A 13607-nucleotide genomic window follows, 5' to 3' on the forward strand; every position below is an offset into this window, starting at 1 on the left:
ACTCCAACTATTCTATATGTATGAGTGAAAAGGACCTTTTCATAACAAAAAAGTGCAGGAAATGAAATCCTGCACTTCGAGATTATGGCTGCTTCTTGAACTTTATATCTTCAAAAGTTATACAATCATCAACCTCTAATTCACCTTCGTCAACTTCGACTGTTCCAGTATTAAATACTGTGTGACCATGACGATTTAATAGATGGAATTCAAACCATTGGCCTTCTTCACCATCCACAACAGCAAGCTTAAAATCATGCAACCTACCTTTATCCGTTACACCAGTACCTTCGATAACAAACTTTAATCCGTCTCCACATTCTTTACACTTAAGTGTATCTTGATCAAAGCTTGTTGCATTAAATGAAAAGTCTCTCTTACCATCGCTCGAATCAGTATCATTAAAACTAAATCTTAATGTGCTTCCATTTAAACTACAATCTCCGCATATGTCTACTAAGAGAGTAGCACGGCCTTCATCTTCAGTCGTCATTCCGCTCGCTTCTCCAGTTAAAGAGCAGTCACAGTTTGGACGAGGGAAAATATCCGGGCATTGTGCTGGGAATTCAACTGGCGGACATTCATCGATTACATCACTATCAGCCATCAAATCATTGTCACGTGGTGCACAGAATTTAGCTAGAACTTCAAGCTTCACTTCTGCCTCTACCTGAATATCAACGCAAAAGATAACCTCTAGATCGAATGCTCTTGGAGAAGGACAGTTTAGAAGGACAGTCCCAGTTGGAATTCGGCAAATAACCTTAGTGATTCTGCAGAATAAGTCTGTTCCATTCGGAAAACAAAGAACAAACGATTCTAGTATTGATGAGTTGCAATCAATTTCGGTTACAAGCTCACCATTGCGATCGACAACTAGGACCTTTAAGTCTGCAGTGAAGAGAAGATCAACTAACTGAGCGTCTGCAAATCCTCCTCCAGGAATCGCTACACTGACATTTCTCTTTTCACCAATTTGCTCACAGAGAAAATCTCCATTTCCATGCTCACTACCAGAGAGCGGAAACAATGGTGGCGCCTCTGGAGTATTACATACGATGCGTAATGGACGGCGACCAGGATCTTCCATTGCTTCTTCGATCTTACATAACTGCTCATCTGTGAAATGTATCTTCTTCTTAACAGCGAGCTGATCGGTCACCCAGTCGTATACTTTTTGAACGCGAATGCACTCGTCCTGCAAGCTATTGGCAGCAGTAGGAACTGTGCGTTTCTTATGTGGTTTGTGACCCATATCGTTCCTTCCTTTCTTTCACATGATAGGTTGATTCCCTACATACTATGGAATGAGCACAGAATTGCAACTATAGAGGCTGCCCAAATTTCTAATAGGCCACTGAATTGCAGAATATATTGTAATTAAAGGCTTCTTCTACTTTATTGAAGGTGGTGTTTTGAAGTGAGAACAATTTACTGGGGACATACGAAGATAACTACCATCTCAGAGGATGAGATAAATGACCTGCAAACCCTATTGCCTTATTGGGGAATGTTGTTAGATACAAATAAACGTGAAATTATTAACGGTTTAACCAACTGCAGCGTCTCAATTAATGGAATTGAATCGCATGTTTACAGGAAACTGCAGACCTCTTTACAACATACAGGAGTAAATATTTCGTCAAATCAGGAAAAGAAATCAGCAAATATAGATATTTCAGTATGTGTAGAGGAAACACTCACTTACCCGATCTCTCTAACTCTAATGAACATGACTTATAACTTGAGAACAGTAACAAAAGAGTACGTAGATCTCAATAAAATAATCCATCAGGGCATATGGTTCCCAAGAAAAGGCTCACCAATTGTTGTTCGAATTCATCCTAAAGAAGAACAGAATACTGTGAAGTGGCTTAGCTATTTAATTATACAGGCTTTCCTTAGAAAATCATTTGAACCACTAGGCGGTATTTCTTTATCAGTTTATCGAAAAATAGTAACAACTGTACTATCATCAATTAATCAGGATTTCTCTCAATTTCAGAATATAAAAAAGAACAGTGCTAGTGATTGGCCAGAAACTCCTAATGTCCCTGCTTATTTGCAACATCATTCTCTCCAATCAACAACAAGTAATCAAAAAAAGCACTCCATTCAACCCTTTCATAAAAAGAAGATTAATAAAGAAGAAAGCCCATTTAATCCGTTTAAGTTTCAAGATAAATCCCAAAAAACGTCGATCATTAATCCCTTTCAAAAAGGCGGTGAATAGCCTATACTCTGTTCCTTCCACTTGAATAGACTATTGCAACACTGGATTTGGGAGGTTCATCATGATGAACAAAAAGGATGTGCAAGCTTTATATAAAGAAGTGAAACGTAATCGCAAAAATAATAAACGTACTGATTTAACAAAGCCTAAAAAAGGTTGTAAATCATGTGGGAGAGTGACCTGGAAGCCAAATAAAACCAATTAACGTAAAAAAATGAGCTTGACTCATTTTTTTACGTTAATTACATATGGACTAATATCATTATATATAACCGTTATCTAACAAATAATTAGTGATTTTATCTACACACTCTTCAATGGTGTCCTTATCAGTTTTAATAACTAATTCAGGGTTAACAGGTGCTTCATAAGGGGCAGAAATTCCTGTAAACTCCTTTATTTCCCCTTCACGGACTTTTTTATAAAGATCTTTAGGATCTCTTCGCTCACATTCCTCAATTGGACAATTTACAAAAACTTCAATAAATTCGTTATCTTCTAGAAGTTTTCTAACGCTATCTCGATCAAGTCTATACGGAGAGATAAATGCACTCAGCACAATGGTCCCACTATCCACGAAAAGCTTTGCCACTTCTCCAATTCGACGAATATTTTCTTTTCGATCCTGTTCATTAAATCCAAGATCCTGATTAAGACCATGACGAACATTGTCTCCGTCTAATAAATACGTGGTTATTCCTTTTTGATAAAGCCTTCTCTCAAGATTATTTGCAATAGTTGATTTCCCTGACCCTGAAAGGCCAGTGAACCAGATCACAAAACTTTTATGACCTTTGAGTACCTGCCTCTCTGTCTTAGAAACAAAACTACTGTGCCAATGTAAATTTGATTCCAACTTATTGTTCATCTCCTTCCTTTAGGTTAATGGCCAAAAAACTGGAATTAACAGAATTGATATACTCATAACAATTATTTTCATTGGAATGCCAGTAATGATAAAATGTTTAAATTTGTAATAACCTGCTTCATAAACAATTAAGTTCGTCTGATATCCAATAGGCGTCGCAAAGCTTGCTGAGGCAGCGATCGCAATCGCAACAGCAAATGGCTCTAGATTCAAAGACATTTGTTCTGTCATAAATAAAGCAATCGGAAAGACAAATACGGCTGCTGCATTGTTAGTAATCATTTCTGTTGCAATGGAAGTGACAAAATAAATGGCGATCAGAAGGGCATAAGGACCAAAATGGCTAATAGGAGCAATCATTTTTTCCGTTATGAAAAAGGCTGCACCTGACTTTTCCAGCCCTTCTGCCAAACCTAATGCTGAACCGATGACAATAAGCAACTGCCAGGGAATCGAACGAATCGCCTCTTTAAGTGAGATAATTCTAGCGAAAAGAAAGATTATGCTTACGATCATAGCTCCTGTTAGCATGCTAATGAGCTGAAAACTAACAACTATAATCATTATGATAAAAAGAACATATGCGATACCATCCCAAGCCTTGGACCTTTTATGATCCTGATCTATGTTCTTGAGATCTATTCCTTTAGATTGACGAATGGTGAGTTCTGGTAAATGCTTGTGACCATACAATCCCATATACAGAATTCCTCCAACCACACTTGGCACCCCTACCACTGCCAATTCAAACATTCCAAACCCATCATATCCATTTTGCTTTAACAAGGCATGAACGATCAAGTTGGTGGATGTACCGATTAACGTGCACATTCCACCAAGGATGGCTGCATATGAGAGAGGGATAAGAAGCTTCGAAGGTGAGAAGTGGTTTATAATCCCCCATTTCTTCACTATCGGCGTGAAAAGGAGAACGAGCGGGATATTATTTAAAAAAGCGGATAGTCCTGCGATAATTGTCATAAGTTTTATTGTTAACCATGAGTTTCCTTTTCCTTCTTTTAGAATAGCTTTTGCCAGATACTTGATAAAGTTCGTTTCTTGAATGGCTCCTATTACAATGAATAGGGCAGCGACCGTAAGAACGCTTTGATTCGCAAATCCAGATACTACTTCAAGAGGTGTTAATACTCCTATTAATAATAAAATCCCCAGTGCTCCTAATAATGCAATATGAACTTTCACCAAATCAAATATAAGAACAAAAAACATTAGGCAGATAACCCCGATAGTGATTATTCCATAAACAGTCATGATGTCATTATTGCCGCTCCTTTGTTATAACTCTTTCAACCCTTCTATTAATACTTCCACGACTTCTGATCTGCTAAATTCAATTGGAGGCGCTTCTCCTCTTCGAAGCATGTCTCTTACTTTCGTTCCAGAGAGATGAAGTCTCTTCTCCTGGTCATGTGGACAGGTTTTTGATGTAGCGATACTTCCACATTTCTGGCAGAAAAAAGCATGTTCATAAAAGAGGGGAACGATTCCGAGCTCATCCGAGTTAAATTGCTTAAAAATCAGTTGAGCATCATAAGTCCCATAATAATCGCCTACCCCTGCATGATCACGCCCTACGATAAAGTGCGTGCAGCCATAGTTTTTTCGAACAATGGCATGAAAGACAGCTTCCCTTGGTCCGGCATAACGCATCGCTGCTGGAAAACACGCAAGTACAGTTCTTTCTTTTGGATAGTAATTCTGAAGAAGGACTTCATAAGACTTCATCCGAATATCAGCAGGAATATCATCTTTTTTTGTTTCACCTACTAAAGGATGTAAGAAAAGCCCGTCAATGGTTTCCATTGCTGACTTTTGTATATACTCATGAGCACGATGAATTGGATTTCGAGTTTGAAACCCAACTACAGAGTTATACCCTTTGTCTTTAAAGATCTGTCTTGTTTCACAAGGCTTTAACTGGTAGTCTTCAAACAATTTATGAGTTCTCTTGATCATCCATATTGGTCCACCAACATAAATAGATGAACTTGAGAGTATCCGTTTTACACCGGGATGATTCATGTCGGTTGTTCCATAAATAAGTCTAGACTCTTCCAATTTATCTACCGAATAAATTTCTTTTACTTCTAAAACTCCATATACTTGTTTATCCTGCACTAATTTTACTTTTTTCCCTAATTGAAGATGATTCGCTTCTGTTTCTTCTATAGGTAGAGTTACTGGCAAGCTCCAAATCAGTCCGTTCTTAAGTCTCATGTGTGTTAAAACTTTCTTATAATCAGACTGAACCATAAATCCTGTTAGGGGACTGAATACCCCCGTTGCAATACATTCGAGATCTGTTAAGGCGAAATTATCTAGCTCTATTTCAGTAGAAATATTATTTAAATAATGACAATCTGAATTGTAACGATCAATAAGCACCCCACCATGGGGATCAATTGACAAAGAAAATCCCTCCTTAGATTTAATTTTTTTAAAGCTCAAATACGTTACATTTATCTTCACATTACTTTAAAATCTATATTAATGATTTTAGTTTGATAGGTACAAGACACTATTAGTTGAAAAATTCATACACCACTTCTATTTTTAACCTAAAGCAAAACTGTTAATGGCACTTAAGAATCTATCTATACTTCTTTCCCAGGTCCAATTAGATGCTTCTACCTCACCTCTACTAGCAAGAGTTTGACGAAGATTTGGATTATGGATCAATCGGATTATATTGTCTGAAAGATTATTCTCATACCGGTATGATAGAAGACAATTTTCATCTGGATTACAATAATCAAGATTTCCTCCAGCATATGTTGTTACAAGAGCAGCTCCACATTTCATGGCTTCAAGTCCTGGAAGTGATGCCGTGTCATAAGTTGAAGAATTAACAAATATATCTGCCTGATTGTAGTGGTAACAAAGCTCAACATCATTTGCAGGCGTATAAAAACGATAGTTACCCATACCTTTTATTTTCTGGAGGATTGGAGAACTTGCTAACTCATCTGGAGGACAAAATAAATTCAATTGAATGTTTGGATATCTCTGCTTAACAATGTCTAAGTGATTTAGTAAATAGTTTTGCTCCCTGTGCCATGAAAATCCTCCTTCAGGTTTTCGTATTACAGCTGATACTTCAATCTTATCCTTGGGTTGTCGAATCTGGAGATTTCTAAATTCTGAACTTACTCCAACTGGAACAATCTTTCCTTTTATCCCATGATTTAAATTAATCAATTCTTGATGCCATTTTGAGAGAACAATAATCTTTGAAGTTACGTGATACGTGGGGAACGTAACGTCATTTTCAGGCAAAAAAACAGGTTCATAACAAAGGCTTAAGCGTATATGCATTCCTTTTCCATTGATACTAGCCAGTTCTGCCGCTTGAACTGTCGTATAATAGTTCGATATGATATAGTCACTGTAGGGATAATCTCCTTCTTGAATGGTCGGTTCTAAGGTTCTTATTATGTTAGCTTTAATGTTAAATTCTATATCCCCCTGTGGTGGCATGAGAATCGCAACTTCATGTCCTCTTTCCACAAGGCCGTTCGTCAATTCAGCCAGCATCCTCTGTGCCCCTCCTTTACAAAGGGTTAAAATCGGGAATGTAAACTTCATGTTTTATCTACCTCCCTTAAGATCAGTTGGATCATAGCATTTCTATACCTGTTTTTAACAAGTCCAATTTCTTTACGTATCGCCAAAGCATTCTTTTTTGTACCCATTTCATCATGAACCCTGTAGCGAACTAATGGCTCATTTAGATAATGAAAGTCATAGAGTTGAACCACTCGAAGCCATAAATCGTAATCCTGCGTATAGGGAAGAGACTCGTCAAACAATCCAACCTCGTTAAAGATGTTCATCTTTAACATTACTGTACAGCCATTAATCGGACAGCCACGTTTTAATGTCCTGTAAAAAAGGTTGCGGTTTTGAAAGAAAACCTCTATGGCATCACTTTTGATCTTACTCTTTTCATCAATTAAGATGTACGACGAGTAACTAACAGAAGCTTGATATTGGTTCATGAAGTTGAGTTGCTTTTCGATTTTCTCAGGTTCATACAGGTCATCGGAGCTTAACCAACTAAAATACTCTCCCGTCGCTGCCTGAATACCGGCATTAAGAGCACTTGCCGTTCCCCCATTTTCTTTTTCGATATACCTTATTTCACTTAAGAATGGGACTATTTTTTCTTGATGAATGGTCGATCCGTCGTTAACAACGATGACTTCAATATTTTTATAGGTCTGACTCATTGCACTTTTGATTGCTTGGTCAACATAAGCACAATTGTAAAACGGTATGATAATCGATACTTTTTCCAATTTTCTCCCCCCCTTGACTTTAAGAGATATGTTTTCTAAAATGCTCAAGTGTATCATTTAGAGATGAGCGAAGTGATATGGTGGGAGTCCATCCCAATGCGATCATGTCCTGCCCTTTAATAGCAACTTCAGCATGCGAACCTTTAGCCTTTTTCGTTTCCACTGTAAATTGGACGTCTGTTAACGTCTTTACTTGCTGAACGACATCTTGCAATGAACAGCTTTTCCCTGAACCAACTTCATACGTTTTCCCCACTTCTCCACAAGTCAATAGGATTTCATAGGCTTTCACTACATCTCTCACATCTAGAAAATCTCGTTGAATTGATAAGTCATTAAGGTAGAGCGTACGATCGACACTTTTCCTCTCCATCTGAACAATCTTACTTGCAATAATCGAACACACACCATTTGAAGGACCAGGTCCAATTAAATTGCTCGGTTTAGCCATAATAATATTCATACCAAATAAGTGAGCCCAGATTTCAGCAATTTGCATTTGCATTGTTTTACTGAAGCTGTATGGATGCTCGGGTAGTTGTGACAGTGCTGGATCATATTGAAGGGCTGAACCTATAACAACAATCCTTGTTTGATGAGATTCTATCCGAATCGCTTCAAGCAGGTAAAGAGTTGAAAGGATATTTGCTTCAATCGATGTGATCGGGTTTTTCCAAGAAGAGGCTACAGAATTCAGTCCTGCCAAATGTAGAACAAAATCAGGTTGTTCTTCTTCGATCATCACCTTTACTTGGTGTTTATCTGTTAAATCACATATACTGATCCCCAACTCGCTCAGTTGAGGTCTATTTTTTCGGACAACAGCTCTAACATCCCATCCTTTTTCAAGGAAGTATCGACAGGCGTGGTGCCCAGTAAAACCCCCAGCACCTGTTATGAGAACAGAAGGTTTTTCTTTCATGATTGGTTGATCCAATTTCGTAATTCAATAAGCATTTCCTTATATGTTGGAACAGAATAGTGGAAATCTGCTCTCGTACTCTTAACCGTTCGATCCAATACAATTTTTTCATCTGGTTTGATGACCACATCGTGTTTATTGAATACTTCCTGAATCAGTGTTAGCAAATCATACTTTGAAATTTTTTCATCAGATCCCAGGTGATAAAGACCTGTTACATTTTGTTGCAGCAAGTTTTCAATGGCTTTTGCAAGCTCAAGTGTGGTTACCCCATTCCACATCATATTTTTATAACCTTTGATTTCACCAGTTTGGTTCATGAACCATTGAAACAATCCTATCCCGGTTTCTTTTACTTCGGGTCCAATGATCGAGGTTCGAATTGTTAGATGACGCTCGCTAATAACTTCACCTAAAGCTTTTGTTTTCGCGTACACTGAATTGCCATCTCTCGTATCAGTTTCAATGTAATCACCCTTTTCTCCAGAAAAAACACAATCCGTGCTTATATGAATCAACTTCCCCCCGTATCGCTCTGTTAATTTTGCAATTTGATGCGGAAGGAGACTGTTCACCTGAAAGGCAGCGGATTTATTTTCGCTCGCTCTTTCATTTAATAGCCCAATGGCATTAATGACGACATCAGGCTGAAGACTGTCGATTACCTCCTCTAAACGACTTTGCATGAAGACGTTTAAATAAAATCCATTCTTATCTTGAGCATCTCTAGTTGTATAGAAGATATCCCAAGAGGTTTCCTCCTTAAAATACTTTACAATCGCATGACCGGCCATTCCCTTTCCTCCGAGGACAAGTATTTTCATGAAATAAACCCGCCTTTTTGAAGTAATATTTTCAGTTCCTCACGGGTCATTAAATTTTCACTAGAATTATAGTTTTCTAGCTCGACAGGTTGAAAGTCAGCATAATGTTCCTGAAGACCATCAACAGTAATAGAAGGTAGAATGACGAAATATTCGCGATCATAGTAAACGGTGCTTTGACTCTCGTATTCTGAAAAGAGAAGCTCATGTAATTTTTCTCCTGGACGAATACCAAGGACCTCGAGATCAACTTTTTTCTTATCAGAAGCTTCGATTAGAACTTCTGCCAGGTCAACAATTTTACAGGTTGGCATTTTCATAACGAATATCTCGCCTCCTTTGCTTTCATAGGTGGCTTTAAACAATAATTTGATCGCATCTTCTATTGTTAAAAAGAAACGAGTCATTCGCATATCAGTTATGCCTATTTTCCCTCTTTCTTGAATATGATTCTTAAACACATGTATAACACTTCCATTTGTTCCAAGAACATTTCCACCTCGGACACATACGAACTTTGTATTTGACTTTAAAACATTAGCATGAATAATAAGTCGCTCGCCCATCGCCTTCGTAAATCCATAAAAATTAGACGGATTAGCAGCTTTGTCAGTCGAAATGTAGACTACTTTTTCAACGTTGTTGATCATAGAAGCCTCGATAACGTTCTGGGTACCAATCACATTTGTTTTCATTGCTTCAAGTGGCTGATCTTCACAAACAGGAACATGCTTTAATGCAGCAAGGTGAAATACAAAATCAACATCTCTTGTTGCCTCAATCAACCCATCTTTTTCCTTTATGTCGCCAATAATAAATTTAAGCTTATCGTTTTGATCAAATTCTCTTTTCATTGCCACCTGGCTTGATTCATTTCTCGAAAACACCCGAATTTCATTGGGTTGTTTATCCAGAAGTTGCTTTACCAGTTCATGACCCCATGAACCTGTTCCTCCAGTAACTAGTATTGTTTTATTGTGGAACAACATTTAACCCTCCCATTAGAAATTTAACGACTTTTTCTGAAACGTCCACATCGGTATATCCTTCTGGAAACTTCCATTGTGTTGGTTGTTTAACCATAACCTTTACCGATTGGAGAATGTTGTTTGAATCTAGTCCAGACACGATATTGCTTCCACATGCGACCGTTTCGGGTCTCTCTGTCGTTCTTCGAATCGTTACAGTAGGAACATGGAACAAGCAGCACTCTTCTTGTACGGTTCCACTATCAGTTACCACACATCGCGCATTTTGTTCTAGCTTAACGAAATCAAAAAAACTAAAAGGTTCATGAAGTTCAACGAGAGGATGTATGGACGTAATACCTTTTTGATCTATCTTCGATCTTGTTCGCGGATGAACACTACAAATTACCCGCATTGAAAACGTTTCTGCAACAAGTTTTAGACCTTTGAGTATTTCAGTTAGATGTCGGTCATTATCAACATTTTCTGCACGATGGGCGGTAACAAGAAAGTACCTCTTCTCTGTTACTTTTAACTTCTCCAAAATATTACTTGATGAAATTTTCTTTTGATAATGTTTAATTACTTCATATATCGGATTCCCAGAAACATAAACTCGGTTACTTGAGATTCCTTCTCGCAATAAATTTTCTTTACTTTGAGGTGTGTATGGAAGATTAAATGTTGAAATGGCATCAATAACCCGACGATTTTTTTCTTCTGGTACTGACCAGTCATAACAACGATTACCAGCTTCCATGTGAATAACAGGTATTCCCATCCTCTCAGCTAAAATCGCACTCAGAGCACTATTGGTATCACCAAGAATAAGAACTTTATCCGGCATTTCTTTAATGAATATTTTTTCAAGTTCAATATACATCGTAGCCAATTGTTCCCCGAGTGATTGCTGTTTATTGTGTAGAATATAATCAGGGCTTCTAACTCCAAGTTCTTCAAAGAATACATTGCTAAGCTCTTTCGTAAAGTTTTGACCAGTATGAACTAGCACGTGTTTATCTGCAAGGCAGTCAAGCTTTTTAATAATTAAGCTCAGTCGGATAATTTCTGGTCTAGTACCTAATACCGTAATAATTTTCATATAACTTTCTCTCCCTTCACCCGACATCTTGGACACTGTACTGATAGATTATGATAAGATCTCCATTAGGATATGGTTAACTCCCCAAATATGTAAAAAAGTGTCATCCACCCGGTAGGAATGCCACTTTTTAAAATAAGTAAACTTTATTTAGTAACGCGAACAACTAAAAGAGTTGGATCTCTCAACTACGGTCATAGGGTCCGAAGCTTCCTTCTTTTTGTATCAGCCATTCACTCTCTTGCTGCAGTAAATGGATACATCTCGTTAGCATAATATCCTGAAAAGTATATCTTTGTCCTTATTACTCGAGAGTGAATTTTCATTTATCACCAATTACTATCATTTTCATAGCCAAGCTGAATGATAAGATTCCCAGCTACTTCTTTAAATGCCTCAATTACTTCATCATCGAATTCGTTCTTCCAACTACCTATATTCCCTTTTCGGAACGTAGGTGATTGAGCTGGACGAATATTACCTTCCATTTGATTTACCAGTTCATTTAAGGAAACGGAAGGTTTGAGATCTTCAAATAAATACTCCGCCGTCCGTTTAATCGCATCCCGTCGTGAGTTTTCAGATTGCATAAGCTCTTCGTACGTAAGTGATAACGTATTGGAATCTGTAAGCCAGTCGCTAAAATCATTAAACCAGCTAGCGATATTGCCGTAACGCACATCGTCAGTATCTACTCCTCTTATAAGGTGCAAATAACGGTCTTTTTGAGTTTTATCTTTCTGTGTGAATGTTTCATAAAGAGGATGATTTGGAAGCTTTTCGTGTATAAAATACGTCATCGACACAATAACATCCCTTAAATCTCGAGTAATAAACACTTGCTTGATGTTCCGTTCATCAAGCATGTCTGCCCATCTTTTTGAATAGTAGATATGCCCCATAATGAATTCATTTTCTTGTAGGTTACTCATTATTTCGACATGTTTTAGGTGATCTTTCGCTAGCCCTTCGTAAATAACCTTACCAGGAATATGAAAAGTCTCAGGTATTCCTAGAAGTATTTGCTTCAATAGGTGTGTTCCACTCTTCGGAACAGAATTTAATAAGAATCCTGGCAACTTACCAGCCTTATTATTATAGAGAACCAACTCAAAATCTCCTTTCTATTCCATATAAAAATAGTGTATGCAATTACCAAGTTCATGTCTGGTTGAAAACACCAATTTCATGTAGTTTTTCAAATATAAAATTGTAGTGTAAAAAACCTATCCGCTTGAATATAGGACTACATAAACTATAACTATCGAATATAAAGGAGACCTAAAATGAAACTATTGTTTGTCTATTATCTTCCTAGCGGTGGAGTTGAAACATTAAATCGGCAACGGTGTTCAGCACTTCAAAAAATTGGAGTTCATAGTGAATTACTCTACCTTCAGAACGGTGAAGGAATAAAAAATATTATTTCGATCCCAGTCCATGTAACAAATAATGATTCTGAAATCCAAAACCTATTATTGAAAGGAAACTACGATGCCATCATCGTTTGTTCAGACCACCACTTTCTTCTTCGTCTAAAAAAATTGGGCTATAAAGGAAAAATAATCTATGAGGTCCAAGGACTTGGCAGCAAAAGTGATGCGAATGCTTGGCTAAGAGGTGCCCAGAAAATAATTAATTCCAGCGCTGATGCAATTTTATTTCCGAAAACAGCTCATATTAAGGAGCTCTGCACAACCTACTTTCCTCATAAACCCAAATTCAGCTTTCATAATAGCTTTGATACAGAAACATTTTCTTATCACGTCTTACCAAAAGAAGCAAAGCCTATAGTAGGTTGGGTCGGCCGTTTGGAAGAAAATAAAAACTGGCGTGGTTTTGTTAACCTCGCTCGAAAACTCATTCTTCAAATTCCTTCAATTCAACTATGGATGTTTGAGGATGCAACGCTTGCTTCCCCTGAAGAACGTGCGGAATTCCAGCTTCTTATTGGCCGTTACGGTTTAGCTAATCATTTAACCATTCGTTCAAATATACCAAATCGACAAATGGCAGATTATTATTCTAAAATCGGAGATTCAGGGGGGTTTTTGTGTTCAACCTCAAAAGTTGAGGGGTTTGGTTATGCAATTGTTGAAGCGATGAGTTGTCGGTGTCCGGTTTTGACAACCGATTCAGACGGGGTCCGTAGTTTTATTATCCATAATCAAACAGGGAAATTTTTTGATAATAGTCAACACAACAATGCAGTCATTGAAGCACTTGAACTTATAACAAACGTTGAATTACGAGAGAAAATAAGATCCAATGGATTGCATCATATACAAACTCATTTGAGTCCAAATATCTATTGTCAGAACTTCCTTCAAATGATGAATGTTCTTGGAGTTAACAAATAAACACCCTCCAA

Annotated in this window: 14 protein-coding genes; 3 read left to right on the forward strand and 11 right to left on the reverse strand. The window is 37.5% G+C overall.

Annotated elements, in window-relative coordinates; translation table 11 throughout:
- Positions 1-82 precede the first annotated feature (82 nt).
- Positions 83-1255, reverse strand: a complete 1173-nt coding sequence (locus ABFG93_RS03315) for a hypothetical protein (protein WP_347550631.1) — start codon at positions 1253-1255, stop codon at positions 83-85.
- A gap of 165 nt (positions 1256-1420) precedes the next feature.
- Here ABFG93_RS03315 and ABFG93_RS03320 point away from each other — a divergent pair, with 165 nt between their 5' ends.
- Both ABFG93_RS03320 and ABFG93_RS03325 read left to right on the forward strand, forming a co-directional pair.
- Complete coding sequence (locus tag ABFG93_RS03320; protein ID WP_347550633.1) at positions 1421-2233, forward strand: hypothetical protein; 813 nt, start codon at positions 1421-1423, stop codon at positions 2231-2233.
- Between the two features lie 61 nt (positions 2234-2294).
- Entirely contained in the window at positions 2295-2438 is a 144-nt protein-coding gene (locus tag ABFG93_RS03325) for a hypothetical protein (protein ID WP_347550635.1), read from the forward strand.
- A 57-nt stretch (positions 2439-2495) separates the two neighbouring features.
- Here ABFG93_RS03325 and cysC read toward each other — a convergent pair whose 3' ends face one another.
- The 10 genes from cysC to ABFG93_RS03375 all read right to left on the reverse strand — a co-directional run bounded on the left by cysC (position 2496) and on the right by ABFG93_RS03375 (position 12345).
- On the reverse strand, positions 2496-3089 hold the full coding sequence (gene cysC / locus ABFG93_RS03330; RefSeq protein WP_347550637.1) for an adenylyl-sulfate kinase: 594 nt from the start codon (positions 3087-3089) through the stop codon (positions 2496-2498).
- Between the two features lie 21 nt (positions 3090-3110).
- A complete protein-coding gene (locus ABFG93_RS03335; RefSeq protein WP_347550639.1) occupies positions 3111-4331 on the reverse strand; it encodes an SLC13 family permease in 1221 nt (406 codons plus the stop codon).
- Positions 4332-4397: 66 nt separating this feature from the next.
- Positions 4398-5531, reverse strand: a complete 1134-nt coding sequence (sat, locus tag ABFG93_RS03340) for a sulfate adenylyltransferase (RefSeq protein WP_431522038.1) — start codon at positions 5529-5531, stop codon at positions 4398-4400.
- A 144-nt stretch (positions 5532-5675) separates the two neighbouring features.
- Positions 5676-6656 carry a glycosyltransferase family 4 protein gene (locus tag ABFG93_RS03345; protein ID WP_347550641.1) on the reverse strand — a complete coding sequence of 327 codons (981 nt, stop codon included), beginning with the start codon at positions 6654-6656 and terminating at the stop codon, positions 5676-5678.
- 47 nt (positions 6657-6703) lie between these two features.
- Complete coding sequence (locus ABFG93_RS03350; protein ID WP_347550642.1) at positions 6704-7420, reverse strand: glycosyltransferase; 717 nt, start codon at positions 7418-7420, stop codon at positions 6704-6706.
- 19 nt (positions 7421-7439) lie between these two features.
- A complete protein-coding gene (locus tag ABFG93_RS03355) occupies positions 7440-8342 on the reverse strand; it encodes an NAD-dependent epimerase/dehydratase family protein (protein ID WP_347550644.1) in 903 nt (300 codons plus the stop codon).
- On the reverse strand, positions 8339-9166 hold the full coding sequence (locus tag ABFG93_RS03360) for a dTDP-4-dehydrorhamnose reductase family protein (protein ID WP_347550646.1): 828 nt from the start codon (positions 9164-9166) through the stop codon (positions 8339-8341). Before ABFG93_RS03360 ends, ABFG93_RS03355 begins: the two co-directional genes overlap by 4 nt.
- Entirely contained in the window at positions 9163-10152 is a 990-nt protein-coding gene (locus ABFG93_RS03365; RefSeq protein ID WP_347552741.1) for a polysaccharide biosynthesis protein, read from the reverse strand. The genes ABFG93_RS03360 and ABFG93_RS03365 overlap by 4 nt, the downstream gene beginning before the upstream one ends.
- Positions 10139-11236, reverse strand: a complete 1098-nt coding sequence (wecB, locus tag ABFG93_RS03370) for a non-hydrolyzing UDP-N-acetylglucosamine 2-epimerase (RefSeq protein WP_347550648.1) — start codon at positions 11234-11236, stop codon at positions 10139-10141. Before wecB ends, ABFG93_RS03365 begins: the two co-directional genes overlap by 14 nt.
- A 329-nt stretch (positions 11237-11565) precedes the next feature.
- On the reverse strand, positions 11566-12345 hold the full coding sequence (locus ABFG93_RS03375) for a sulfotransferase domain-containing protein (protein WP_347550649.1): 780 nt from the start codon (positions 12343-12345) through the stop codon (positions 11566-11568).
- Positions 12346-12522: 177 nt separating this feature from the next.
- Between ABFG93_RS03375 and ABFG93_RS03380 the strand changes: the two genes are divergently transcribed.
- On the forward strand, positions 12523-13596 hold the full coding sequence (locus tag ABFG93_RS03380; protein ID WP_347550651.1) for a glycosyltransferase family 4 protein: 1074 nt from the start codon (positions 12523-12525) through the stop codon (positions 13594-13596).
- Positions 13597-13607: the final 11 nt, after the last annotated feature.

The sequence above is a fragment of the Pseudalkalibacillus hwajinpoensis genome, assembly GCF_039851965.1.
Classification (GTDB): Bacteria; Bacillota; Bacilli; order Bacillales; family Guptibacillaceae; genus Guptibacillus; species Guptibacillus hwajinpoensis_E.

Bases quoted from the DNA above. Each gene is read 5' to 3' on its own strand.
- ABFG93_RS03315 (WP_347550631.1), bottom strand. From the start codon at position 1,255: ATGGGTCACAAACCACATAAGAAACGCACAGTTCCTACTGCTGCCAAT.
- ABFG93_RS03325 (WP_347550635.1), top strand. From the start codon at position 2,295: ATGATGAACAAAAAGGATGTGCAAGCTTTATATAAAGAAGTGAAACGT.
- ABFG93_RS03335 (WP_347550639.1), bottom strand. From the start codon at position 4,331: ATGTTTTTTGTTCTTATATTTGATTTGGTGAAAGTTCATATTGCATTA.
- ABFG93_RS03345 (WP_347550641.1), bottom strand. From the start codon at position 6,656: ATGCTGGCTGAATTGACGAACGGCCTTGTGGAAAGAGGACATGAAGTT.
- ABFG93_RS03355 (WP_347550644.1), bottom strand. From the start codon at position 8,342: ATGAAAGAAAAACCTTCTGTTCTCATAACAGGTGCTGGGGGTTTTACT.
- ABFG93_RS03360 (WP_347550646.1), bottom strand. From the start codon at position 9,166: ATGAAAATACTTGTCCTCGGAGGAAAGGGAATGGCCGGTCATGCGATT.
- wecB (WP_347550648.1), bottom strand. From the start codon at position 11,236: ATGAAAATTATTACGGTATTAGGTACTAGACCAGAAATTATCCGACTG.
- ABFG93_RS03380 (WP_347550651.1), top strand. From the start codon at position 12,523: ATGAAACTATTGTTTGTCTATTATCTTCCTAGCGGTGGAGTTGAAACA.